We start from the raw sequence: 25,501 nt of genomic DNA, 5'->3' as shown, positions 1-25,501 counted from the left end.
GCCTGGGACGCGGGGCATGTCTTCGCAGCTGGTAGACGAGCATGCGGCTGCGGCGGTGGAGCTGGAAAGGTTAGATGAGGTCTGAGTACAAGCAGTGGCATGAGGTGCTCTCGGCAGAGTTCTTCGGTGCGGGCAATGCGCTACGGAGCACCGTCCTGTACGTCGACGCTGAAGTCGAACAGGAGCTGGCCCAGCGCATAGGAACGGACCTTGCCCAGGCTGTCGCCGGTGAACTCAACTGGAGCGACACGGAAAAACCACTGTTCAGCCGCGTCCAGCACGAGTGCGCAATCTGGGAGCAGCACGGACGTGGAGGCCCTCCGCCGAGCCTGCCGGTGCTCGCCCTGTCCGTGCTGGCGGCTACCTGTATGGCCTCCACGGATGGCATGCTCAAGTCCAACTTCTACGGGCGGTGGATCCAGCTGTTCGGCGAGCAATCCTCCAGCCCTCGGGCGCACAAGCTAGAGCAAGCGTTTCGGGACGTGGCAGTGATGTGGGAGGAACTCGGTACCTGGCTTGATGAGACGGGCGGCCTCTACGGTGCGAGCACTGTCAGCACTGATGAGTTCTACTGGAAGATCGGCTACCCGATCTCGCAGGCGCTAGTACGCGGCTCAGACCGGCAGATCCTCACTCGGTTCTTTGCCGCTACCCGCTTACGGACGCACAACCCCCATGGGGTTTCCGGCCGCGAGTTGCTGCGGCGCCTGCGTGTATGGACAGCAGGGCGAGACAGGCGCCTGTCGCCCCGGCTCATGGAGGAGCTCGTCAGTGCCCCGGATACGGGCGACACCCTGATCACGGGCCTCGTCAAACGGCTCGCCGATGACTGGGACGGCACCCTTCACGAGCCGCAGCGCGAGCACCGGCGCCGTGCCATCGGACTGAGGCTCGTAGTTGCGAACCGCGGCAGGCGTCTCGAATGGCTCGCCGAAGCATGCGACGGGATCGACGAGGCGCGCGTCGCAGTGCTAGGCGGCCGTTCGTTCACGCTGCACAAGGGCTATGGGGACGTCTACGAGGGGCTAGAGTCGTTACACCCCTCCTGGCAGCAACTGGGACACGGACTGCGCCTTCAGGGGGAAGAGCTGGTTCTTGAGTGGGCACCACAGGAAGTGGTGCTGTTGCGGCTGCACCCGCACCTAGGGGAGTGGGTGAGTACTGAGTATTTTGAGCCCGGCGAGCAGCACCTGATTCTGGCAGCCGACTCTGCTGTCCGCGCAGTGCGCTCCATGGTCGATGTCCTCAGCGGCCGTACAGTCCGCGAGGCTCCGGCACCGGTGCCGGGGTGGAAGCTGTTCAAGGGTGTGCGCGCCGTCAACGGGCTGGCCTTCACACGCGCTCTCGATCGGGGAGGAGACCACGCGCACGTCCTCGAGCCCCAGATCCGGAATCATGCCGCGTTGTCTGGTGGGCTGCGTATCGCCCCTGAGTACCGGGCAGGTGCCGGAGTGGTCGGCCATTTCCTCCGAGGTGGTGCTCCCGATCTCATGCTGCCGGCCAGCGACTCTCCGGACGGCCGTGTGGAAGTCGTCCTCGACGGCCGCACCGAGAAACTTCGCGCTGATCCCCGAGTGCCCTTTCCGCTCTGCCTGATCCCCCTCGATGAGGGAGAGCACTGTGTCGGTACGGCCGATAGCAGCCAGGTCTTCACGATGCACGACGGACTTCACGAGGGCCTGCCTCCGGGGACCGGGACGCTGGGGTACCTCGGCGACGGTGCCGCCCAACCCGGGCCCAGCGACGTTGAGGGCTCCAAGGCCGCCATCCGCGGGGCTGAAGCTGCAAGCAGCATCAGTCTTCCGCGGACCGAGCTGCTGCGCGCAAGCGTTCTGGAAGCCGTGCTGCTCGATCCCCACGGGGGTGTGCGCAGGGCCAAACAGCAGCAGATCCCGGCCTGGATGGCTTCCCGTCTGCCGGCCGCAGCCCTTGGCCCCTGCCTCGAGGTCGAGGTGCCGGACGGCTACGTCTGGCTGGTCTACCGCACGGCGACTCGCTGGTCGGTCAGGGCGCTGGCAGCAGAAGCTGACATCGCGGCTCCCACGCCGACGCCCGAGGACTACGCCTGGGCGTACGCCATCCTCAGCTCCGCCCAGCGTCTGCAGAATCGCGTCTGGCTCGACTATGTAGCGGCAGCCGAAGCGATCAGCGGAAGGCAGGGAGCTTGATGGCCGATACAGGAGGCTTACTGCTGCGCTGGCTGAGCGAGCAGGGCGCCGGGACACTGTCTGACGTCAAGCGGGGCATGTGGTGGTTCGCAGTGAAGTACTGCCCGGACATCGAACCGGGAGCCCCGGGCCGCTGGCTGCGTGACGCCGTCTCCCTCGCCTACATCGACATCGACTGGCGCAACGGGCGCTGGTGCGCGGCCCCTCCAGTCCTGACCCGCCTGCCGCAGGCGCGAGGGCTGGCGGTACTCACCGGGAGCCGGACAGCCGCGTTCGACGCAGACGTAGCGCGGGCGATGGAGAATGGCTTGCTGGAGCTGTTCCGGGTGTCCAGCGCCCGCCCGCCCACGGACATCCCCTTGCCCCCGTCCCTCATCGTCCAGTTCGACGACGAAGCAGGGATCGCGAGCTGGGCGGTCGAGCTCGGCGTCTCGTACACACCGTGCTTCGCTCTGCAAGGTGCTTCGCTGCTGCCACCCTTGAGCCCCGGAGCGCCGACGTCTGCGCCGGAGTTCGGCAGGCCGCTGGAACACTACGACTTCGCGCGCGGCGAATACCGGCTTGTCCCGCGGCCACAGGGCGAGGGTCTGTACCGGCTCAAGCGGCGCGACGGCAAGCGCGTATGCCAGGTCCTGCGCGACGGCGAATGGTATGAGACTAGCCACGAGCAGGGCATCTACCGTGTGCTGGAGACCCGGAGCCGGGCTGCCGACGTGCTGCGCTGGCGGCCGGAGAAGGACTCAGGGCGCCAGAGGTTCGGGACCCTGTTCGTCGACTGGGGATATCCCTTGCCCGACTTGCACCGGCGCGTGGCAGTGATGTGCTGCGGCCTCGCGCCCCGCATCAATGCCCAGGCCGAAAACCTCGCCTACGACAACGTGCCCTACGCCATTGCTGTCAGGATCGCCCAATCGCTCGGACAGCACCTGAGGGAGAACGATGAGTGACACCCCTTCCCAACTGCCCGGTTACTCCGATCGCGACGTAGATATCCTCGGTTCGTTCGAGCACATGAAGGATGCGCTCTTCCGCTACTACAACACGCCGTTCGGACTCGCTGATGAGCACCTCGAACGCGAGCGCCAGGATCTGTTCGACGTGAACGGCGGAGCCTGGCGGCGTCCCCTGCTCGAGGTCCGCCCGCGCTACGTTCAGATGGACGCAGGCATCGCGGAATCCGTGAGGGCAGCAGGAGCCCACCCCGACCTCGCGGAGCTGGTGGAGCTCGGACTGTTGCAGGACGTCCCCTCCCTGTATGAGCACCAGCACCGGACGCTGGTCGCCGCTTCGCGGGACGGACGCGATGTCGTCGTCACGGCCGGTACGGGCTCGGGCAAGACAGAGTCGTTCATGCTGCCCATCCTGGCTGACCTCGTCCGCGAATCTGCCGACTGGCCGGTCGACTCGCTGCCGTCGAACCGCTGGTGGGCGTCACCCGACGGCAGTTACCAGCCCCAGCGGGCAGGCGAGACAGGCCGACACGCAGCGGTACGCGGCCTCATCCTCTATCCCATGAACGCGCTCGTCGATGACCAGATGATGCGTCTCCGCACGGCCCTGGACAGCGACGACACCAGGGCGTGGCTTGCCCGGTCGCGGCCCGGCCACCACTTCTACTTCGGCCGCTACACAGGAGCAACCCCCGTCCCCGGCGAGGTCGGCTCGGCAGCCGGCGTCAAGACGTTACGCAGGGAGTTCGCTGCTACGGAGGAGCGCGCCCGCCAGGCACAGAACGCCCCCGGCAACGGCCGATACTTCATCCCCCGGCTGGACGGCGCCGAAATGCGCTGCCGCTGGGACATGATCCAGGCCCCGCCTGACATCATGATCACAAACTACAGCATGCTCAACGTCATGCTGATGCGCTCGCGCGAGTCGCGGATCTTCGACAAGACGCGCCGCTGGCTGGAGGAGGTGCACGACGCCCGCTTCACCCTGGTCGTCGACGAGCTCCACATGTACCGGGGCACCGCAGGCACGGAGATCGCCTATCTTCTGCGCAACCTGCGCCACCGCCTCGGCCTTGACCACAGGCCGGACAAGTTCCGCATCCTGGCCGCCTCCGCGTCCCTCGAAGCCCCGCGTGACCTGGACTTCCTACAGGAGTTCTTCGGCGTCGACCGCAACCGGTTCGTGGTCCTCGGCGGGAAGCTTGTGCTGCCGACGCACACTCGCACTGACATCTCCGGGCACGCCGACGCCTACGCCGCCCTGGCCCCGGACACCGGGCCCGCCCAAGCGGACCAGCTACTGGCAGATACTGGCGCCGGTGACGCGTTGGTCAACGCCCTGCGGGATGGTGACCAGCTTATCGCCGATTTTGACGACGCTGTCGCCGCCCGCATCTTCCCGGCAGCCGACGGCGCCGGGCAGGAAAGGGCATTGCGCGGAGTCCTCATCGCACTGCGTCGCTCAGCCGATTCCCGGACACCCAAGCTGCGCGGACATCTCTTCTTCCGCAACATCCCCGGCGTCTGGGCCTGCTCAGACCCCCGATGCCCCGACGCCCCGCGCCGGGAAGGCGTGGAGAGGACAATCGGTAAACTGTACTCGCGCCCCACGCCGCGATGCAGTTGCGACGCTCGCGTACTGGAACTTCTCTACTGCCAGACCTGCGGAGATGCATTCCTCGGCGGGTATGCACCAGCATCCGCCTTTCGCAACGCGGCCAAGGGGCACTTCGAAGCCGGCCTGCTCGCGGACCTGCCCGACCTGGACTCCCTGCCTGACGCCGCTGCTATGGGGCCGAGCGCGGCCAACTACATCGTCTACTGGCCACGCAAGGACAAGCCGGCGGTGGAGAAGCTGCAGTGGAGCTCCACCTCGGACAAGGGCGCGCTGAGCGCTCACTTCGAGTTCAAGCGCAGCCAGTACGACCCGCGCACCGGCATCCTCCGCAACCAGCGTGACCACACCGGCTGGTCCTTCCACACGGGTCTGCCGCAGCGCAAGAAGGGGCGGCCCCGGCTCAGAGCAGAGGACCTCCCCGCCCCACCGACCCAGTGCCCCAATTGCGCCGACAACTGGGAAGTCAGGCAGGTTGGGACCGAGCATTTCAGCCTGGCCGACCCGCGCCGGATGCGTACGCCGGTCAGGTCCATGCGCACTGGTTTCGAAAAGGTCAACCAGGTGCTGACCACCGGGATCCTCTCCCACCTGCAGAACAGGCAGGCCGTGGTCTTCTCCGACAGCCGCCAGGATGCAGCGAAGCTGTCCGCTGGCCTGGGGCTTCGCCACTACCAGGATCTCCTACGCCTGCTGCTCGCCGAGGAGGTCGACGGCCAGGGGGATCCAGTCGCCGACCTGGCAGCCGTTTCGGGCTTCTACCGCAAGTCCCCCGACAACCCCGTCGATAAGGAGACGGCCAAAGCCGCCCGCGACCGGCTGCGCATCCGCGATCCGGAGAGTTACGACGCCTGGGTGAAGCTCCAGAAGGCATCCGAAAGTCTCGACGATCTCGACGACGACCTCCCCGACCCGGCAGAAGAGGCCGCGCTCTACGGCCGCCTCAGCCGGGTGCCCAGCCTCGACAGCCACGGCTCCGCCGTCGCCGAACGGCTGCTCCAGTGCGGCATCAATCCCGGCGGCCCGAAGGCATCCCTGCAGCAGACCAGCTACCAGAAGGGCTCCCAGCCGCAGTCCTGGACCTCTCTGTATCAGTGGCCCGAGCTCCCCGGCGGCAAAGTACGTGACGAATCCAGCCTGGTCCTGAGCGAACGGCAAGAGCAGTTGCGCCAGGACATCCGTGAATCCCTCACTGGCGAGTTGCTCAACGGGCTGTTCGGCAGCGTCGGACGTGACTTCGAGTCCCTGGGCCTGGGCTGGCTCACCCTCGCCACCGACCAGGCGCCGCTCGAAGCCGAGCGGGCCTCCGATGCCGCACTGGCCCGGGCCAGCTTGCGAGTCCTCGGTCACATGCGTCGTTTCGCAGGACTGCGCAGCCCGGCCGACGAACCGCCGAAGAAGCTGCGGGACTTCTGGGCCAGCGCAGCGGACCACCTCGGGCAGGACCCAGACGACCTCCGCGAGACCGTAGGGCAGATCTGGGGAGATGCAGTCAAGAGCTTCGTCATCCAACCCGAGCACGTCGCCTTGCGCCACGGCCGAGCGGTGTCCTGGACCTGTCCCGTCTGCCGCCGACGGCACCTCCACCCCGGCGTCGGGGTGTGCACAAAGTGCCGGCAACCTCTCCCTGCGACGCCCGAGCCTTTCGAGGGCACAGACGCCGACTATTACGCCTGGATGGCGCGGAGGCGGTTCGGTAAGTTCCGCCTCAACACGGCCGAACTCACCGGCCAGACCGACCGCCTGGATGCCCAGGCCCGCCAAGCCCGATTCCAAGGCATCTTCCTCGACGGCAAGGAGCACACGCTTCCCGACAGCCTTGATGTTCTCTCCGTCACCACCACGATGGAAGCCGGAGTCGACATCGGCCCGCTGTCCGCTGTCCTGATGGCGAATATGCCGCCGACGCGGTTCAACTACCAGCAGCGGGTCGGTCGGGCAGGACGGCGCACCTCGCCGGTCGCGCTCGCGCTCACCGTGTGCCGCGGCCGCAGCCACGACGAGCACTATTTTCAAGACCCCCAGCGCATCACCAACGATGCGACCCCGCCGCCTTACCTGTCCACCGATATGAAGGACATCTTCCAGCGGGTCCTCGGTGCCGAAGTGCTCCGCAGGGCCTTCGAGGCAGTGCGGCGCGCGGCAGGGGATGACATGGAGGCCGACCCGACCCGCAACGTCCACGGCCAGTTTGGCCACACTGCGGACTGGCCCGCCGTGAGCGAAAAGATCAGTGTATGGATCAAGTCGCACGACGCCGAGATCCGCCATCTAGCCGAAGCCCTCGCCGACCGCACCCGCAGCGCCTGGCCTCCGGCGAAGGCGGCGCTTTGGGTGGGCCAGGAACTCACCAAGCGCGTCACCCAGATTGCCCACGAGCCTCGCGGTCACCACGAACTTAGCCAGCGACTCGCGGAGTCAGGCCTGCTGCCGATGTTCGGATTCCCCACCTCAGCCCGCTACCTTTATACGAAGCGCCCCTCCGACTCCTATCCCTGGCCGCCGAGCGGGGTAGTCGACCGGTCTCTGGACATCGCGATCTCTCAATTCGCTCCCGGCGCCGAGACCGTCAAAGACGGACAGGTCCACACGGCCGCCGGTGCTGTCGCGTTCGAGCCGACCGGGCGAGTCCCCCGAGCCGTGCCGGAACCGCTGGGGCAGCCCGTCCTCATCGGCATCTGCCGTGCCTGCGGGCACCTTGCAGAGGACGTGCAGGCGCTGCCGGAGCAGGAGGATGGCCCGCCGCGCCCTTGCCGCGCCTGCGGGACAACCGATGGCTCCTACCGCGAGATCGAACTGCGCGAACCGGCCGGCTTCTACGCCGCGGGTAAGGCTCGCGACTTCGACGGTAACTTCGCCTGGAGGGCCAGGTCGCTCGCCCCCCGCACCGCCGCAGACCTTGAACACGGGGCACCGCTGAAGATCGAGATTCCTGGCATGGTGGTACACGCCGGAAAGGGCAAGCGGTACGCGGTCAACGACAACGGCGGCCGCCTGTTCCACTTCTCGAGAGTGAGCCCGACGACACGCTGGTCTGGCGCCTATCTGGAGGCAGGGGTCGCCGATCTGTTCCCATGGCTCGCCAAGGACATCGCCGCCGACGAGGAACCGCTCACCACCGCCATCGGCGCCGCCCAGCGCACGGACCTGTTCCTGCTCGGACCCCAAGCAAGCGAGATCCCTACGCTCGGTCTGCGCCTCAACCTCAATTCCGTGCCACAGAGCACCGGCTTCCCCGACGACCGCTCCGGCAGGCGCGCGGCCTGGTACTCGCTGGCGGCCCTCCTGCGCACGGCCGCGGGCTCGCTCCTTCAGGTGCAGCCCAACGAGATCGCTTCCGGCATCCACGGCGCAGGCTCAGGCAGCAGCAAGGCGCGCACCTTCGCCTTCCTCTCAGACACCTTGGACAACGGTGCTGGCTACTGCACACACCTCGCGGAACGGGAGATCTTCGAGCAGCTCATGGCGACTGCCAAGAAGATGCTGGCCGGCTTCGCCGACGGTGCACACGGCCGCACCTGCCGCGGCTCGTGCTACCAGTGCCTGCGCGACTACACGAATATGTCGTATCACAGCCTCCTAGACTGGCGGCTGGCCGGCGAGCTCCTGGCCATCCTCCAAGGGGCAGGCCCCGAAAGCAGCAAGCATGGCCACCAGGCAGCAGGACTGCTGCGGAACTGGGCGTCCGACTTCCCGCCCGGTGAGGCGAAATTCGTAGACGACCTGGGCGGCACCGGTCCCGCGGTCCTCATCAAGGAGCGGATTTGGGTCGCTCCCAAGGGCCCATTCGAGGCTGCCGACGCCGCTCTGTCCTCCCCTCGCATCAGCTCGGTGCGCAACGCCACCGCGGCCGACAGCCGAGGAGTTCCGGACGTGGTGTTCGTCGATGACTTTCTCCTCGACAAAGCCCCCGCCCGTGTGTCAACCATGCTCGTCGACTTTGACGAGGTGTAGCGGGACCGCCCCTTGCGCCCGGGCCCAAGGGGCGGCACGGCCGCTGCAGACGCGGACCTCCGAGGAATTCAGATGCTCGCGCCAAGATGACCGGCCAGGGAGCGGTGATCGAAACGGAGGGGAAGATGGGAGATCCGGTACTGCTGCAACGGTTCGCAGCCTGGCTCCAGCCCGGTCCGTTGGATGAGGACGCGGAGCGAAGTTCCTTCTTCAACGACGGCATCATCGTGCTGGACACAAACGTCCTGCTGAGCCTGTATGAGTACACCGAGACCTCCAGGAAAGAGGTGCTGTCGGCGCTTGAGCACACTGCTGGACGGCTGTGGATGCCCTACCAGGTCGGTCTTGAGTTCGTCCGCGGCCGCCGCAGCACTCTGGAGTCTCGCAAGAGGGCCCTCTCCGATGCCGCCTCAGAAGTCAACAAGAAGCTCATGGCAGCGCGCAAAGCGATCGTCGACGCCAAGAACGTCGTGTGCGCCCAGCTCGACAAGTATGCCAGGGCTCAGCAGGAGATAGCAGGGCTCGATGCACTCGTCGCGGGTTCAGACGTTGATGCCCACCTCGACGTGTACCGGCACGAGTTCAAACGCCACCTGGACATGCTCAAAGCAGACCACGGATTAGCACTAAGTTCCGCTGATGCGGAAGACCCTATCCTTGTGCACATCGCGAAACTCTACGGAGATGGCATCGGTCAGCAGCCGGAGGACAGCGTCGTGCGCGGACGTCTAGAGGAGGCCACCGCCTTCCGGTTCCCGAACAAGATCCCTCCCGGATTCTCTGACTCTGGCAAGGACACGCCGCTCAAGTCCGCTGGCGACTTCCTCCTCTGGGAAGAACTGGTCGAGCATGCCCGCAAGCTCCCGGCCGGCAGCCGCCGTGTGCTGTTTGTATCAAACGACAAGAAGGAGGACTGGTACGAGCAGGGCTCCGGCCCAAGCAGCTCCCGTCCGTGGCCCAGTCTTGTCGACGAGCTGAGACGGAGGGCACAGGCGGACTTGAGGGTCGAGACGCCACCGCACTTCTTCGGCGGCGTCAGAGAGTTCCTGGACGCCGAGCTCGCTGCGGATACGTACGCGGAGATCGAGCGGGTGTCAGAGTCATTTGAGGAGAAGGTCCCGGACACACCGCTGCTGGTAACGGAGGAAACAGCAGCTCACCTGGAACCGCCGGACGGGCTGGCGCTTGATGCATTCAATTCGGTGGGACTCGTCTCCTCGACCGTGCGTGTGGCTCTCGAGTCAGCGTCGCCGTCCCGTCGGTTGTTCCAGTGGTGGCTGATCGGGGTGACTGCTCAGCTCGGGCGGCGGTCTGTAGGAGAAACGGAGCCGTCTGTAGTTATTGCGACGGCCACGCGAAGCAGCGAGCCGCCTTCCCAGAACTGGGTACCCGGCACTGCCCTCCCGCCAGGTGAGTGGCTCCACCGGAACTCATCGTGGATCGCACCATGGTTCATGGACCTGTTGGACTCCATCCCGCAGGCTGACCGCGCTGTCTTGCGCCGACTGGCGGCGCAACAAGCAGAAAGCAATAGGCGCTCCCGAAGCTGACACCCCTCGTGAAGGAGGCGCTCCCACTGGGCACGATCCGCTGGATCAAGTCCGCTATAGGAACGGTGATGGCGGCGGCTGTGTCGAGTGGGCGCGCCGGCGGTTGCCGCCTCCGGCGTTGTTCCTGTGCGGGACAGCAAGGATCCCGATGGGCCTGCTCTCGCGTTCTCTGCCGCGGGGTGGCGGGCCTTCGTTGCGGGGGTTCGGGCCGGGGAGTTCGCCGAGCGCTTCTGACCTGCCCGAAGCTCTCTGGAGCCGGAGTTATCCACAGGGGGAAGCGGAGGGTGGGGATCCGGGAGAGGGTGGGGGCATGACGGGGGAACTTGGGTCGCTGGGTGCGTTGGCGGCGGGCAATGGTGGCGTGTTGGTTTGTGCCGAGGCTTTGGCGGCCGGATGGTCGTCCGGGGTGTTGGTGCGGCGGTTGCGGAAGGAGGGGTGGCGGAAGGTTCGGGCCGGGGTTTGGGTGGAGCCGGGGCGGGTTGATGATCTGCGGCTGCGGTTGCGGGTGGCGCAGGCCGGGCGGGCGGAGTTGGTCGTGAGCCACAGTGCGGCGGCTCATCTGCTCGGGGTCGAAGTGCTCGGGGTGCGGCCCGAGTTCACGCACGTGCGGGGGCGGGGACGGGCGCCCGAGGGGTGCGTGTTGCATCGGACCGCGGTGAGTGACGAGGAGATCGTCACCGTTGCCGGGCTGCGGGTGACCGACGCCGCGCGGACTTTGGTCGACCTGCTGCGTACGGCGGAGCGGGATGCGGCGCTGGTGGCCGTGGAGTCGGCGTTGACCCGGCGGCCGTTGGGGGCCGCTGGGGGATGGCCGCGGCGGTGGCGGGAGCAGGTGATCGATCTGCACGCGGTTTCCGAGGCCGTTGCCGGTATCGGGCAGCGGCGGGGGGTCGTCGCGGCGCGGCAGCGGCTGGCGCTCGTCGATCCGCGCTCCGAGTCGCCCGCGGAGACGGTCGCGCGGCTGCGGATGTACGACGCGGGGCTACGGCCGCTCAGCCAAGTGCCGTTCACCGCGTCCAACGGCCGGCGGATACGAGTGGACTTCTTCTTCCCGGTGGCCGGGCTCGTCGTGGAGATCGAGGGCTACGCCTTCCACGGCAGCCGGGCCGCTCATCTGGCCGACGTCGAGCGCTTCAACGACCTGGGGCGCTGTCCCGAGGTCCGGCGCATGCTGCGGTTCACCGCGGCCGACGTCTTCGAGCGGCCCCAGCGGATGCTCCACACGATCCGCGCCGCCCTGGGCGAGCTCGCCGCCGGGGACCCGCGTGGTGCCGCCGGCGCTGCTGCGGCTGCCACCGCGGCTGCCCACGCAGTTGCCGGTGCGGCTGCTCGTGCCGGTGCCGCCGCCAGCGCCGGCGCCTCCGACGCCGCTTCTGCCACCGCGGCTGCGTGAGGCGCCGCAGGGTTTCCCGGCGATGTCCGTGGTGCGTGGCAGGGTGGCCGCCATGGACGCCCATGTCAGGAACATCGTGCTCGACTGCGCCGACGCCCGCGAGCTTGCCGACTTCTATACGCAGTTGCTCGGCATGCGGGTCATTCGTGACGACTGGATGGTGATCGCCAAGGACGAAGACAGCTTTCCACGGCTGGCATTCGAGGAAGTCGCCGGCTACCGGCCGCCGCTCTGGCCCGACTTCGACCGCACCTATCCCCAGCAGATGCACCTCTGCTTCGGCGTCGACGACTCGACCGCCGCGGGCGAGCTGGCGCTGCGGCTCGGGGCCACGCGGCTCTCCGAAGCGGGTGGCAGTTGCCCGGTGTTCGCCGATCCCGCCGGGCATCCGTTCTGTCTCTGCGGGCCCGGGGAGTAGGCCCCGGGAAAAAGCCGACGGCCCTGGTGTCGGGGGGTCGGCCACCAGGGCCGCCGGCGGTCTCGGTGCGCGCACGGACGCCACGGGGGAAGGTGCGTACGGGCACGCCGGAGACGTGGGAAAGGGGTTATGGGGGCTTGCGGTCCGTGCGGCGGGCGCCCGTCCCGGCCGAGAAAGCCGGGGCACCGTGCCCGCCGCGTCGGTCAGACCGGGGCGCCGTTGTTGCGCAGCCAGGCGAGGGGGTCCACTGCGTCCCCCCCGCCGGGTCGTACCTCCAGGTGCAGGTGCGGGCCGGTGACGTTGCCCGTGGCGCCTACGCGCCCGATGACGTCTCCGGTCGTGACCTCACCCGAGGACTGGATGATGGAGGACAGATGGCAGTACCAGACCTCGGTGCCGTCCTCCAGCGTGAGGACGATGCGGTAGCCGTACGAGCCGGCCCAGCCGGCCTCGGTGATCGTGCCGCCGTGCACGGCCTTGACCGGCGTGCCGGTGGAGGCGGCGAAGTCCTGGCCCGTGTGGCCCGCGGCCCACATGTCGCCGGACTCGCCGAACGTCGAGGTGAGCGTGTAGTTGGCGACCGGGGCGACGTAGCTGGCGGCGAGCTTGGCGAGGCGCTCCTCCTCCGCCTTGCGGCGGGCCTCCTCCTCCGCCTTGCGGCGGCGCTCCTCCTCCAGTTGGCGCTGGCGCTCCTCTTCCTGCGCCTTCGCCTCGGCGGCCTCGTCGGCCGCCTGCTGGGCGGCCTCGGCCTGGGCGGCCGCGCGGGCAGAGGCGTCGGCCTCCGCCTGCTGCTGCTCCGCCTGCTGCAGGATGCGCGCCCGCAGGGCCTCGCCGGAGTCGGCGGGCTGGGTCGCGGTGTCGGTGTCGCCGGCGTAGCTGACCTGGGTGAGCGGCGCCGTGGTGACGACCGTGTCGGAGGCGGGCTCTTCCTCGCTCGGTATCAGGTCGCCGACGCCCGGCAGGCTCTCCGCGTCCGGAAGTTGGGCGCTTATCCGGTTCGCAACGGTGTCGACCTGGTCGGGCATGGATATCGCGACCGGCGGCTTCTCCTGCGCGGTGGCGATGCTGCCCGCGCCGACGGCGGCGAAGACGCCGACGCCGAGTACGGCGCCGCTGCGCGCCATGCTGCCGCCGCGCTGCCGGGGGAGGCGCCGACGGCCGCGAGAGGGAAGGTCGTCCTCGGGGAGGACTTCGTCGACCGGCTCTTCGGCGGCGTAACCGGTCGGCGCATACCCCTCGGGGGCGTAGCCGCCGGACGCATTGCCGTCGTAGCCGTAATCGTCATAGCCATGGCCGTAGCCAGGCCCAGACCTGTAGGACGCCACGAAGGCGTACTCCTTTCCTTCCTTCTCGCCTACCGGGTTAGCTGACGGGTTCGGAGCAGGAAGGTCTCCTACGGGCCGCCTCCTGGCGGAGGTTGGCCCGATTCACCCCAAGGTGGTGGTTCCCCGGTTCCCTAGGTGTTGCCGTTGCTGCAGTTGTGACGCGTGCGGGATTCGGCGACGGCGCACGGTGCCGCCTCTTACGACGGCAGTGACGACCGCGCTGCGTTACCGCACGCTAGCGGACGACGGCGTTCGATTCCAAGTCGTTCCCGTTATTCAGTTGTGCTTCACCGCGGACGATCCGGGCATGTACCAGCGGAAACGGACAAGTTGACGGGCTGATTACGCGCGGTGAGGTCCGGTCGTTAGCTGATCGTGCATCAGTTGTTATGCGGAGGGGCGCTATTCCACTACGGAGCGTGAAGGGGCGAGGGCGGGTCCGACGGCTCTCCGAACGGTGTACGAGAGCGGGCGAGGGCGAACAGCGCCATGTCGTCCGCGACCATTCCGCCCGTATAGCGGGTCACGTCGTCCAGGAGGCTGTCCAGCAGTTCGTGCGGTCCGTCGAAGACCAGGCCGTCCAGCCGCGTCAGCGGGTCGTAGAAGACGCCCGCCTTGTTCCGCGCCTCGGTCACGCCGTCCGTGAACAGGACGAGGGCCGTTCCCGGCGGGAACGCCACTTCCAGCAGTTCGTCCGGCCACGTGCCCAGCTCGCCCATGCCCAGCGGCAGCGCGTGCTCGTGCGGGTGCAGCGTGCGCGCCGCGCCGTCCGGCCCCAGCAGCACGGGCGCCGGATGGCCGCGGTTCAGCAGCCGTAGCGCGCCGCCCTCGCGGTCGACCTCCGCCAGCACCGCGGTCGTGAACCCCTCCACCCGGTCGAGGCCGCTGCGCCCCGTCTCCTGGCGCTGCAGCGCGCGTTCCAGCCGCCGCGCCACCCCGGCGAGCCCCGCCTCCTCCTCGGCCGCCTCCCGGAAGGCGCCGATGACGACGGCCACGGACTCCACCGCCTCCAGCCCCTTGCCGCGTACGTCGCCGATGATGCAGCGCACGCCGTACGGGCCCTCCTGCACGGCGTAGAGGTCGCCGCCGATACGGGCGTCGGCGTCGGCGGCCTGGTAGCGGGCGGCGACCCGCAGGGTGCCGAAGCCGTCCGGCGGGTTCGGCAGCACGGCGCGCTGCGCGGCGACGGCGACGTGGCGGGAGGACGTCAGCCGGCGGTAGTTGCGCTGGATGAGGACGTTGATGCCGATCGCCAGGCCACCGAGCACGGCCTGCGACACCATCTGGGTGATCGCACCGGGGGCCGTGGCGGTGCCGTTGAGGACCTCAAGTGCGACATACACGACAAGGGTGGAGACGGCGACCGCCACAGTGCCGCGCAGGGTCAGCAGCGCGGCGGCGAGCAGCGGGGTGGTTTCGAAGACCGGCGACGACCTGAGCCCCTGCGGCGTGAACCAGAAGAACAGCGTCCCAGCGACGATCAGCCCGGCGGGCAGCCACCGCAGCGCCCACTGGACGTGCCCCTCGCCCCCGCCGGTCACCTCGGAGCGGCGGAGCCGGCCCGACGTGTCCAGCGCGCCGCTGCCCGCGCGGTAGGCGCGCCCGTTGCCATAGTGGCCGCGCCCTTCCCGGTACGGGCCGCGCCCTTCCCGGTACGGGCCGCGCCCTTCCCGGTACGGGCCGTGGCCCTCGTGATCCGGCTCACCGCCGTCCTGTCCGCCGCGCCCGCCCGCGTCCCGTTCCGCGCCCTGCGTGCCGTCCTCCCGCACCGGCTGCACCTGCTCTCTCTTGCGCTGCCGTTCCTGCGCTGTCCTCCCTGCGGCCGACACGCGGACCCTCACCGTCGTCCCTCAGGGTTTCGTGCCCTGGGAGGGCCGGCGACCGCGGGGGGCCAGGCGGGTGACAAGCAGCCTTACAGCGAGGGTCGCGGGCAGACAGTCGCAGGAGACGCGAGCCGGCGGACCGCAGCCAGAGGGTACAGCCGAGCGGGCACACCGCCGGCCGGAACCGGCGCGCGCCGGTTCCGCGCGCCCCGGCGGGCGTCGTCAGGCGAGCCGTACCGGGAAGGACTCCAGGTCGTTCTGCGTCATCACCGGCAGGTTCCGCAGCTCCCCCAGCGGCACCGCCGCCCGCAGCTCCGGGAACCGGGCGAAGAGCGCCGGCAGCGCCACCGCCGCCTCCAGCCGCGACAGCGCCGCGCCGGGGCAGATGTGCGGCCCGTGCCCGAAGGTCATGTGCCGGATCGGCGTCGGCCGCCCCACGTCGAAGGCGTCCGCGTCCGCCCCGTGGTGCCCGGCGTCGCGCCCGATCGCGCGGTACGAGATGACGACGCCCTCGCCCTTCTCGATCACCGTGCCGGCGATCTCGATGTCCTCCGTCGCGAACCGCATCAGCAGATGGGTCACGGGCGGGTCGTACCGCAGCGCCTCCTCGATGGCCGTCTCCCACGTCACCTTGCCCTCGCGGATCATGCCGAGTTGACCGGGATCGGTCAGCAGCCCGCGCACGGTGGTGAGCAGGAGCGTGATCGTGGTCTCGTGCCCGGCGGCGATCATCGACTTCAGGTTGCCGACGACCTCTTCCTCGGTCAGCGGCTCACCTCCCTCGTCGGCGAGGATCAGCGCGCTCGTGAGGTCGTCGGCGGGGGCCGCGGTCTTCTCCCGCACCATGTCGGTGAACACGCGGTCGAGTTCCGCCATCACCGCGAGCCGTTCGTCCTGCGGCGTGAGCATGGAGAAGAAGGCTTTCCACAGCCGCATCTGCCGCGGTATCTCCGATTCCGGGACGCCCATGAGCGCGCACACCACCCGCATCGGCAGCGGCTGCGCGAAGACCTCCTTGAGGTCGACCACCCCGTCGCCCTCGGCCGCCGCGGACTCCAGGGAGTCCAGCAGCTCGGCCGTCACCCGCTCGACCACCGGCCGCAGCGCGTCGAGCCGCCGCGGCGTGATGGCCTGCGCCGTCTTGGCGCGCAGCCGCCGGTGCTCGGCGCCGTCGACCGTGAACAGCGACCGGCCCGGGTTGACCATCCCGATCAGCGGCCACTCCGCCGTGACCTCGCCCGTCTGCCACAGCCGCCAGGCGCCGATGTCCTTGACGAGCCGGGCGTCGGTGAGCAGTTGCCGCGCCTCGGCGTGCCGCGTGACGGTCCACGCGGGCGCGCCGAGCAGTTCGATCCGGGTGAGCGGCGGGGCGGCGCACAACTGCGCGGTCTCGCCCGCGAGGTCGCGTACGAGAGGGTCGATGGCCAGCGGCCCGGGGAGGGCCCCGGAGCCGGTCGGGGCGGCGGCGGAGCCGGCGGCATGCGGGCAGTTCACGGACGGCCTCCTGCAGCGCGTACGGGGGTGAAGGTGACCGGCAGGGCGGTCATGCCGCGCAGGAACGCGGACGGCCGCCGCACCAGCGTCCGGGCCGGCACGGACAGGTCCAGGTCGGGCAGCCGGTCGAGGAGTACCTCAAGGCCCGTCCGGGCGATGATCTCTGCGATCTCCTGGGCCGGGAAGGGGCAGCGGAAGTCGCCGTAGCTGAAGGCGAAGTGGGCGCTGTTGCCCGCCTGCGCGGGTACGCCGGCGCTCCCGTATCCGCCGCCGGGGCCGCCCAGGGCCTGCTGGATCTGCGGGTCGTCGTTGGCGGCGGCGAGGCCGAGGAGCAGCAGGTCGCCCGCGCCGACGGGGCAGCCGCCGAGCTGGGTGTCGCGGGCGGCCCAGCGGCCGACGAGGATCTGCGTCGGGGTGTCCTCCCACAGCACCTCGTTCATCGCCTGGCCGACGCTGTGCCGCCCGCCGCCGAGGGCGGCGGCGAAGCGGTCGTCGGTGAGCATGAGGCGGACGGAGTTGCCGATCCAGTCGGCGGTGGGCAGGAAGCCGGCGGCGGTGGTGTCCTTGAGGTCGAGCATGACCTCTTCGTCGGTGAAGTGCATGGGGTCGGCGAGCATCCGCGAGGCGACGTCCTGGCCGGGCGCGAGCCGCTTCTCGGCGACCAGTCGCGTCATGTGCTCGACGAACGTCTCGTACGCCTTGAGCGCCCCGGGGCCGCCGTCCGCCAGTTCGTTGAGGACCTGGGCGAGCTGCCGTCCCTGGGCGTCGGGGAAGCCGATGAGCCGGGCGAGGACGAGCACGGGCAGGGGGACGGCGTAGTCGCCGACGAGTTCGGCGCTGCCGCGGGAGCAGAAGGAGTCGATGAGCCGGTCGGCGAGTTGCTCGCAGTGCCGGCGCAGGTCGAAGGGGTCGACGCTCTCCAGCGCGGCGCCGACCATGACGGCGTGCCTGCGGTGGTCGGCGGCGGAGGCGGTGAAGTGGATGGACGGCATGACCTGGCCGACCATCGGCAGCAGCGGCCAGTCGGGCGGGATCTTCTCCCACTGGTTCCACAGGCCGCGATCGCGCGCGAAGAGGTCGGGGTCGGAGGTGACCTGGTGCAGTTCGCGGTAGCCGATGACGAGCCAGGCGGGGATGTCGCCGGGGAGTTCGACGGGGACGACGGGGCCGTGGTCGCGGCGCATCTCGCGGTAGAGGTCGCGGGGGTCGGTGTGGAAGCGGGGACCGCTGAGGGGTACGGCCCCGGCGGCGCCGGCGTGCGCGGGGCAGCCGGCGGGGGGTGTGTCGGCACCGGGGGGCGCGTTCGCGCCGAGGGGCGCGTCGGCGTCGGCGGGCGCGGGCCCGCCGGCCGGCTCACCCGGCGCGGCACCCGGCGCACCCGGCCCGGCCGACGGCGCACCCGGCGCACCCGGCGCCAGGGCCTCGTCCAGCGCGCCCGTACGCGGTGCCGACGGGCTGCTGCTCCCCTCATGTGCGGCCTGGTCCTCGGGAGTCGGGGTCATGTCGCGGTCTCCGGTGCGGTGGGAACGGTGGCTGCGGCGGTGGCCGGGGCGCCGGCGGTCGCGCTGGCGGCGAGGCGCTGCAGGTGCTCGACCAGGGCGATCAGCACGCCCTTGCTGGACTCGCGGGATCGCGCGTCGCAGTCGACCAGCGGGACGTGCGGGTCGAGGTCGAGCGCTTCGCGCACTTCGGCGCTGGTGTACGGCGGGCCGCCGAAGTCGTTGCGGGCGACGATGAACGGCGTGCCGTGGTGCTCCAGCCGGTCGATGGCGTACCAGGAGTCGGCGAGCCTGCGGTGGTCGACGAGGACGATCGCGCCGAGCGTCCCGGAGAACAGCCGGTCCCACAGGAACCAGAAGCGTTCCTGTCCCGGTGCCCCGAAGAGGTAGAGCACGGTGCGCTCGTCGAGGCTGATCCGTCCGAAGTCGAAGGCGACCGTCGTGGCGGTCTTGCCGGGCACGGCGCTGCGGTCGTCGATGCCGCGGCCGGCCAGGGTCATCGTCTCCTCGGTGTTCAGCGGCCGGATGTCGCTGACGGAGCGGACCATGGTGGTCTTGCCGACGCCGAAGCCGCCGACGACGACGATCTTCAGCCCGTTGTCGGCCGTACGGGCCAGGGGGGCGCGCTCGGCCGCGCGGCCCGGCGGCGTGGGGGTCGCGCGGGCATCAGAGGTGGCGGAGTCCAACGAGCACCTTCTCCAGAGTCTCGGGATCGGCGAACCGGACGCCGCCCGGCGTGCGCGGGGGCGCGTACCGCGGATGGCGCGCGGTGATCCGGCCGGCGGCCAGCAGGTCGGACAGCAGGATCTTGGTGATGCCGACGGGCAGTCCGAGGTCGGCGGAGAGTTCCACCACGGCGGTCGGGGTGCGGCAGATGCGCAGGATCGCGGCGTGCTCCGACTGCATGCCCGGCGTCGGCTCGTCCTCGGCGACCACCAGGGTGACGAGGTCGAACTCGTCGCTGGCGGGCCGGCTGCGCCCTCCTGTCAGGGTGTACAGCCGGTCCGGGTCGTCGTCCCGGCCGGGGCGGGTCATTCCGCCGCGACCCCCTCGGCCGCGGGCACGGGCCCGCGGGGCGGCGCGCTGAGGTGCTCGCCGAGCTGCTCGACCAGCTCCAGCATGTTGTGCCCGACGAGCCCGGGGTCCGCCGTCTCGGTGGCGATCACGGCGACGTGGCTGCCGGAGCCGGCCTCGGCGATGAAGAGGATGCCGCCGTAGAACTCGGTCATCGACTGCCGTACGCCGCCGCTGCCGTCGCCGAACTCGACGGAGGCGCCGTGCGACAGGCTCTGGATGCCGGCCGAGATGGCGGCGAGCTGGTCGGCGCGGTCCTCGGAAAGCTCGGGCGTGTGGCAGAGCTTGAGTCCGTCGCGGGAGAGGACGAGGGCGTGCCTGGCGCCGGGCGTGCGCTCCAGCAACCCCTCCAGCAGCCAGGTCAGCCCGGTGGCCTCGGCGGGAGATTGGGTCATCGGTCGTCCTCCGAAGATGAAGCGGCATTGCGTGCAGGGGGTGCGGCGGAGGAGTCGGGGCCGCCGGCGGGCGCCGCGGGTTCCTCGCGTTCCGCGGGTTGCTCTTGCGGTGCGGATGCGGCGGGCTCGTCGGGTGCGGGGCCTTCGGTCCGTACGCCGTCGTCGGTCCGTGCACCGTCTTCGGCCCGTGCGTCGCCTTCGTTCCGTACGCCGTCTGCCCGGCCGGTGTCGCGCTTGCGGCCGTTGACGGCGGCGACCAGGGCGCCGCCCGTCGTGCCCGCGTCGTCGGCGCTGCGCTCCTGGCCGGTCACCGCGCGCCGGAAGGCGCCGAACCGGGCGGCGGAGCCGGCGGGTTCGCGCCTGCGCTGCGACCCGGTGTCGTCACCGGCGGCACCCGGGGCGCCGGTACCCGTACCGGCGACGCCCGTGCCCGTGCCCGTAGCGTCACCCGGCGCGCCGCCGTCGGGCACCCCGCCCGGGTGTGCGCCCGCCATTGTGCGCCCGCGGCGCCGCCGCGGCAGCGCGGCCAGTGCGAACGGGTCGTGCCCGCCGTCGCCCGCCTGCTCGTCCGCGTCCTCGCCGGCCGCCACGTCCCGCTGTCGCGGCAGCGGGAGCGGCGTGCTGCCGGTGTCCTCCGTGGGCATCGGCAGGGCCGGTGTCCGTACGGGCTCGGCGGGCCGGGCGCGGGAGATCAGGTCCTGCGGGATCATCAGCACCACGCCCGTACCGCCGATGGCGGAGGGCCGGAACGAGACGGTCAGCCCGTGCTTCTGCGCCAGGTGCCCGACGACGGGCAGGCCGAGGCGGGTGCCGGTGAGGGTGGACAGGTCGGTGGCGGTGCCCGAGACGGCGCGTTCCGCGCGGCGCTGCGCGGCCTCGCTCATCATCAGCCCGCTGTCCTCGATGGTGACGACGGCGCCGGCGGGCACCTCCGAGACGTAGACGTGCACCTCGGTGGTGGGGGGCGAGAAGTTGCAGGCGTTGTCGAGGAGTTCGGCGAGGGCGTGCATGACGCCTTCGGCGGCGTGTCCGGCGACCGCCACTTCGGAGACGGCGCGCAGCCGCACCCGCTGGTAGCCGGCGATGCGGCCCATGGCGCCGCGCAGGATGGACTCCATCGCGATCGGCTTCGCCCAGCGGCGGCCCGAGCGGGCGCCGCTCAGCACCGCGATGCTGTCGGCGACGCGGCCGGCCTGCGCGGTGCGGTGGTCGAGGTGGAGGAGGTCGCCGAGGACGTCGGCGTCGCCGTGGCGGTGTTCCATCTCGCGCAGGTCGGCGAGCATGCTCGTGGTGATCGCCTGCATCCGGCCGGCGGCGTTGGCGCAGGAGGCCATGGCGGCGGCCCGGCGGTTCTCGCTGCGCCGCGCTTCCTCGGCGACCTGCTGGACGGCGCGCCGGTACGCCTGGTTGTCCAACTGCGGGGCGGCGGCGAGCGCTTCGTCGACGGGCGCCCCGGCGGCGATCTTCCGCAGCACCTCGGGCACGACGCGGTCGGCGAAGACGGCGGCGGCTCCGGCGGCGGTGGCGGCGCGCTCGTCGGCGCGGGCGGCCTTGGCGCGGTAGCCGGCCGCGGCGGCGATGGCCATGCACAGCAGGACGGCGGCGGCGCCACCGGCGTAGACGATGTGCCTGGTGTGGTCTTCGGGTCCCACGACGGCCGCGGCCAGTACCGCGACGGCGGTCGCGGGCACGCTGACGAACAGGGCCGACAGTGGTGCGGGGAGTCGGGAACGCGAGGCCCGGGGCGGGGCTGCATCCTGGTGCGCGGTCATCGACGGGCTCCTCCGGGCAGGTGGCCTGTCCCAGGTCGGGTGTGTGCGCCGGGTTGAGCAACGTGCTCGCAGGTGCTCAAGTCGCCGACACTATAGGGAGATCCCTCACCACACCAGCACACTCAGAGGACCGTTTGCAGCACACCTGTGACAAGAGATGTCCGCCCCGGTCGGGCGGAGTCAGGTGGCTTCCGAAGGTCCCGCCGCGTCGATCGTGACGGCCCTGTCACCGCCGGTCGACTAGAACGTAGGACGCCCAAGATCGCCCGTACGCCCTCTGCGGCAACGGCGTCCAACTGCTCAACGGCCCTGGTCAGCAAGCCTTTGCGGCGTCACCACGCTGTAACCGCGCGCTTGTTACAACGTTTGAGCAAGATCGCTGATCAAGCAGCCACGCGGCGCCACCACATTGCCGTACGCAGGCCGCTCAGCGCTCCGGACCCTCCACCTGACGGGAGACCTACGGATGACCACCCGTTTACCGCGTACGTACGCAACCTTCGTGCTCTGCGGAGTCACGGTCGCCGCACTCACCGCGGCGGCCCCGGCGACCGGCGCCGCCGCGGTGGAGCATGCCGCCGACTCCGGCACGGCCGCTACCGGCTCCGGCTCAGCCGCCGGCGGCTCTGCCGCTCCCGGCTCCGCCGCCGACCAGGCCGCCGCCGTCGACGGCGAGGCCCCGCCCAGGCTCGACGTGCTCAAGCGCGGCCAGGGCCTGGCCCCCGGCCTCCTCTTCCTCACCCCCCAGGGCCGCCACGAGACGCCCCGCGGGCCCCAGATCGTCGACGACCGCGGCCGCCCGGTCTGGTACCACCTGATCCCCCAGGGCTTCGTCGCCGCCGACTTCCAGGTGCAGGAGTACCGGGGCGAGAAGGTGCTCACCTGGTGGGAAGGCGAAAGCTCCCCCACCGGCACGGGCTCCGGCACCGGGTACATCGCCGACGAGAACTACGACGTCATCGCCACCGTCACCACCCCCGACGCCGGCGAGCGCACCGACTTCCACGAGTTCCGCCTCACCCCCGACGGCACGGCCCTGATCCTCAGCTACCGCGACGAGCCGTACGACCTCACCCCCGTCGGCGGGCCCAAAGACGGTCACGTCCTCGACTACGTCGTGCAGGAGATCGACATCGCCACCGGCGAGAAGGTCATGGACTGGCACAGCCTCGACCACATCCCGATCACCGACTCCGACCGCCGCGCCGACCCCGGCGCCACCACCCCGTTCCCGTACATGCACCTCAACGCCGTCGGTCTCGACCACGACGGCGATCTCCTCCTCTCCGGCCGCGAGACCAGCACCATCTACAAGGTCGACCGCGAGACCGGCGAGGTCGTCTGGCGACTCGGCGGCAAGCGCAGCGACTTCCGCCTCGGCGCCGGCGCCCGCACCATCGGCCAGCACAACATCGAGCCGGCCGGCGAGGACACGTACCGCGTCTTCGACAACCAGAACATGGGCAGCCCCGGCTACGAGTCGCGGGTCGCGTGGCTGCGCATCGACGAGCGGCGGATGACCGCGGAGCTCGTACGCCAGCAGGTCCACCCGGACCGGCTGACGACCGGAGTGGAGGGCAGCAGTCAGGCGCTGCCCAACGGCAACACCTTCGTGAGCTGGGGCTCGCCCTCGGGCCGTATCTCCGAGTTCTCGCCCTCGGGCCGGCTCGTCTTCGACGGCGCGCTGCCGAAGGACATCAGTAGTTACAGGGGCTATCGCGCCCCCTGGAAGAGCACGCCCGACACCGCCCCCGACGCCGAGGTGAACGACACGGTCACCGCGGTCGGCGCCGTGTGGAACGGCGCCACGGAGGTCGAGGACTGGCGCGTACTGGGCGGCGAGAAGGAGTCGGCGCTGCGGCCCGTGGCGCGCGCGGAGTGGAAGGGACTCGATACGGAGGTGCGACTGCCGCCCGACGCACGGGACATCGACTACGTGCAGGTCCAGGCCCTCGACGCGCGCGGCAGGGTCATCGGGTCCTCGCCGGTCGAGGCCGTCGAGACCGCAGAGACCGCAGAGGCCGCCCGGCCCGGCCGGCACTGACAGAAGGCTGCCGACGCCTCGCAGAGTCAGGAGAACACGATGTCCCAAGCGCGGATCGTGGCCGTCACGTTCCGGACCCCACCGCTGGTCAAGATGGAGGAGTTCGCCAACCTCGTCGCCGCAGACCCCGGAGGCGACACGGTCGCCCAGGTCATCCGGAACTCGGCGATCACCACCAAGGGCATGGCCGTCAACGCCCTGCTGGAAGACCCCCGCCGCTGGACCACGCGACGGCGGATGGACCGCAGCCTCGCCGAAGCCCGCCGCCTCGGCCGCACCACCGTCACCGCGGCACTCGCCGAGGCCGGCCTGCGCCCCGACGACGTAGGGCTGTTCGCCACCGTCACCACCACGACCCACTCCACCCCCGGCCTCGACGCCCTCGCCGCCGAACTCGGGCTGCGCCCCGACGTCGAGACGCTGTCCCTCGGCCCGATGGGCTGCTACGCGGCGGTGCCGACGATGTCCGCGTGCGCGCACTGGGTCGCGGCCAAGCGGCGCCCGGCGGTGCTGCTCGCGGTCGACCTCTTCTCACCGCATGTGCAGCCGCCCCCGTACGACAAGGAACAGGCCGTCGTCCTCACGCTGTTCGGCGACGGCGCGGCGGCAGTGGTGCTGCTGCCGCCCGAGGCGGGTGAGCCGGGCGGCGCCGAGATCGTCGACGCCGAGCAACTCACCGCGCCGGCCCACGCGGACGACCTCCAGGTCCACATGGGCGACAACGGCCTGCGCATCAGGCTCAAGCCGTCCATGCCGGACGTCGTCGCGGGCTCCGTCGCGATACCCGCGCGGGCCCTGCTCGCCCGGCACCGGGTCCGCTGGTCCGACGTCGCGTGGTGGGCCGTCCACCCGGGCGGCCGGCGCATCCTCGACCGCGTCGACGAGGCACTGGGGCTGCCGGAGCAGTCGATGGCCACGGCACGGGAGGTGATGCGCGAGTACGGCAACACCGCGGCCCCGGCGGTGCTGGCGGTGCTGCGGCGGCTGCAGACGACGCGGCCGCTGGCGGCGGGAGAGCACGGGGTGGTGCTGGCGTGCGGGCCGGGTGCGACGGTCTGGGCGCTGCTGCTGCGCGGTACGTAGGGACGCGTAAGGAGCCGGAAGCCGAAAAGCGAGGACCGGAGCCGGAAGGGAAAAGCCGGAAGTCGGAAGCCGGAAGCCGGAAGCCGGAAGTCGGAAGGAGAAGGTGATGCTGGAAGTCATAGGCGCGGGAGTGGGCCGTACGGGAACGCTGTCGCTCAAGACGGCGCTGGAACGGCTGGGCTTCGGCCCGTGCCACCACATGCTGGGCCTCTTCGAGGACGTCGAGCAGATACCCCTGTGGGAGGCGGCGTCCCGCGGTGAGCCCGTGGACTGGCGCCAGGTGTACGAGAAGTACGGCTCGACGGTGGACTGGCCGGGGGCCCGCTTCTGGCGGGAGATAGCGGGGGCGTTCCCCGAAGCGAAGGTGGTGCTGACGGTACGGGACCCGGAGAGCTGGTACGCGAGCGCGGCGAGCAGCATCTACGCCACGGCGGTGGCCCCGCCCCCGGCGGACGTGGGCGAGGGATTCGTGCGGCTGCGGGACATGTCGATGGAGGTGATCTGGGACGGCGTGTTCGACGGGCGGTTCACGGAGAAGGAGCACGCTCTGAAGGTCTTCGCGGAGCACGAGGCGGCGATACGGGAGGAGATAGACCCGGACCGGCTGCTGGTGTTCCGGGTGAGTGAGGGCTGGGAGCCGCTGTGCGAGTTCCTGGGAGTGCCGGTGCCGGATGGGCCGTTCCCGAGGAGCAACGAGCGGGGGAGGTTCGTGGACGAAGTGAGGGAACGCAGCGCGGCGGCGAGCGGGGAAGCCACCGCGGGGTGAGACGGGATGGCGGGACGCGACGGGGGTGATACTCCTCCGATCACCACGACGCGACCCGCAGGAGCAGGGCAGCGGCCCGGGGGCGAAACGGCCCCCGGGCCTTGTCGTGGGGGGCGCGGCGGGGCGGTGTCGGGGTGGGCGGCCGGGCCACGGCGGGGGGCATCGGGTACCTCGCGCG

At 70.4% G+C, this 25,501-nt stretch carries 17 protein-coding genes, 1 pseudogene and 1 riboswitch; of the genes and pseudogenes, 10 read left to right on the top strand and 8 right to left on the bottom strand.

What is annotated here, in order from left to right; genetic code table 11:
* Positions 1 to 74 precede the first annotated feature (74 nt).
* From ABGA99_RS34070 to ABGA99_RS34040, 7 genes and pseudogenes are all read left to right on the top strand, one after another.
* Positions 75 to 2,168, top strand: coding sequence for a hypothetical protein (locus ABGA99_RS34070; protein ID WP_347584150.1), 2,094 nt, complete (start codon positions 75 to 77; stop codon positions 2,166 to 2,168).
* The gene (locus ABGA99_RS34065; protein ID WP_347584149.1) at positions 2,168 to 3,115 is read left to right on the top strand and encodes a hypothetical protein; all 948 of its coding nucleotides are present in this window, start codon (positions 2,168 to 2,170) and stop codon (positions 3,113 to 3,115) included. The genes ABGA99_RS34070 and ABGA99_RS34065 overlap by 1 nt, the downstream gene beginning before the upstream one ends.
* Positions 3,108 to 8,687, top strand: coding sequence for a DEAD/DEAH box helicase (locus ABGA99_RS34060; RefSeq protein WP_347584148.1), 5,580 nt, complete (start codon positions 3,108 to 3,110; stop codon positions 8,685 to 8,687). The genes ABGA99_RS34065 and ABGA99_RS34060 overlap by 8 nt, the downstream gene beginning before the upstream one ends.
* A gap of 104 nt (positions 8,688 to 8,791) precedes the next feature.
* The gene (locus ABGA99_RS34055; RefSeq protein WP_347584147.1) at positions 8,792 to 10,237 is read left to right on the top strand and encodes a PIN-like domain-containing protein; all 1,446 of its coding nucleotides are present in this window, start codon (positions 8,792 to 8,794) and stop codon (positions 10,235 to 10,237) included.
* 44 nt (positions 10,238 to 10,281) lie between these two features.
* Positions 10,282 to 10,471 (top strand): annotated as a pseudogene (locus ABGA99_RS34050) (DUF397 domain-containing protein).
* A 421-nt stretch (positions 10,472 to 10,892) separates the two neighbouring features.
* A complete protein-coding gene (locus tag ABGA99_RS34045; protein ID WP_347584146.1) occupies positions 10,893 to 11,630 on the top strand; it encodes a hypothetical protein in 738 nt (245 codons plus the stop codon).
* Between the two features lie 52 nt (positions 11,631 to 11,682).
* Positions 11,683 to 12,048 carry a VOC family protein gene (locus ABGA99_RS34040; protein ID WP_347581742.1) on the top strand — a complete coding sequence of 122 codons (366 nt, stop codon included), beginning with the start codon at positions 11,683 to 11,685 and terminating at the stop codon, positions 12,046 to 12,048.
* A gap of 203 nt (positions 12,049 to 12,251) precedes the next feature.
* On the opposite strand, the gene ABGA99_RS34035 is transcribed toward ABGA99_RS34040, so the two are convergent.
* From ABGA99_RS34035 to ABGA99_RS34000, 8 genes are all read right to left on the bottom strand, one after another.
* Complete coding sequence (locus tag ABGA99_RS34035; protein ID WP_347584145.1) at positions 12,252 to 13,373, bottom strand: M23 family metallopeptidase; 1,122 nt, start codon at positions 13,371 to 13,373, stop codon at positions 12,252 to 12,254.
* 11 nt (positions 13,374 to 13,384) lie between these two features.
* Positions 13,385 to 13,560: riboswitch (cyclic di-AMP (ydaO/yuaA leader) on the bottom strand.
* 223 nt (positions 13,561 to 13,783) lie between these two features.
* Positions 13,784 to 15,202, bottom strand: a complete 1,419-nt coding sequence (locus ABGA99_RS34030) for a PP2C family protein-serine/threonine phosphatase (RefSeq protein WP_347584144.1) — start codon at positions 15,200 to 15,202, stop codon at positions 13,784 to 13,786.
* Positions 15,203 to 15,418: 216 nt separating this feature from the next.
* Complete coding sequence (locus ABGA99_RS34025; protein WP_347581739.1) at positions 15,419 to 16,690, bottom strand: cytochrome P450; 1,272 nt, start codon at positions 16,688 to 16,690, stop codon at positions 15,419 to 15,421.
* The gene (locus ABGA99_RS34020) at positions 16,687 to 18,192 is read right to left on the bottom strand and encodes a cytochrome P450 (protein ID WP_347584143.1); all 1,506 of its coding nucleotides are present in this window, start codon (positions 18,190 to 18,192) and stop codon (positions 16,687 to 16,689) included. The genes ABGA99_RS34025 and ABGA99_RS34020 overlap by 4 nt, the downstream gene beginning before the upstream one ends.
* Positions 18,189 to 18,875 carry an ATP/GTP-binding protein gene (locus ABGA99_RS34015; RefSeq protein WP_347584142.1) on the bottom strand — a complete coding sequence of 229 codons (687 nt, stop codon included), beginning with the start codon at positions 18,873 to 18,875 and terminating at the stop codon, positions 18,189 to 18,191. The genes ABGA99_RS34020 and ABGA99_RS34015 overlap by 4 nt, the downstream gene beginning before the upstream one ends.
* A complete protein-coding gene (locus tag ABGA99_RS34010) occupies positions 18,856 to 19,224 on the bottom strand; it encodes a DUF742 domain-containing protein (RefSeq protein WP_347581736.1) in 369 nt (122 codons plus the stop codon). Before ABGA99_RS34010 ends, ABGA99_RS34015 begins: the two co-directional genes overlap by 20 nt.
* Positions 19,221 to 19,658, bottom strand: coding sequence for a roadblock/LC7 domain-containing protein (locus tag ABGA99_RS34005; protein ID WP_347581735.1), 438 nt, complete (start codon positions 19,656 to 19,658; stop codon positions 19,221 to 19,223). Before ABGA99_RS34005 ends, ABGA99_RS34010 begins: the two co-directional genes overlap by 4 nt.
* Positions 19,655 to 21,430: an ATP-binding protein gene (locus ABGA99_RS34000; RefSeq protein WP_347581734.1), complete on the bottom strand. Its 1,776-nt coding sequence runs from the start codon at positions 21,428 to 21,430 to the stop codon at positions 19,655 to 19,657. Before ABGA99_RS34000 ends, ABGA99_RS34005 begins: the two co-directional genes overlap by 4 nt.
* A gap of 466 nt (positions 21,431 to 21,896) precedes the next feature.
* On the opposite strand from ABGA99_RS34000, the gene ABGA99_RS33995 reads away from it, so the two are divergent.
* From ABGA99_RS33995 to ABGA99_RS33985, 3 genes are all read left to right on the top strand, one after another.
* Entirely contained in the window at positions 21,897 to 23,474 is a 1,578-nt protein-coding gene (locus ABGA99_RS33995; protein ID WP_347584141.1) for an arylsulfotransferase family protein, read from the top strand.
* 39 nt (positions 23,475 to 23,513) lie between these two features.
* Positions 23,514 to 24,557, top strand: coding sequence for a 3-oxoacyl-[acyl-carrier-protein] synthase III C-terminal domain-containing protein (locus ABGA99_RS33990; protein ID WP_347584140.1), 1,044 nt, complete (start codon positions 23,514 to 23,516; stop codon positions 24,555 to 24,557).
* A gap of 106 nt (positions 24,558 to 24,663) precedes the next feature.
* A complete protein-coding gene (locus ABGA99_RS33985) occupies positions 24,664 to 25,323 on the top strand; it encodes a sulfotransferase family protein (protein WP_347584139.1) in 660 nt (219 codons plus the stop codon).
* Positions 25,324 to 25,501 lie beyond the last annotated feature (178 nt).

The organism is Streptomyces sp. B5E4 (assembly GCF_039871555.1).
Lineage (GTDB): Bacteria > Actinomycetota > Actinomycetes > Streptomycetales > Streptomycetaceae > Streptomyces.
This window is presented reverse-complemented; position numbering and strand designations above follow the sequence as displayed.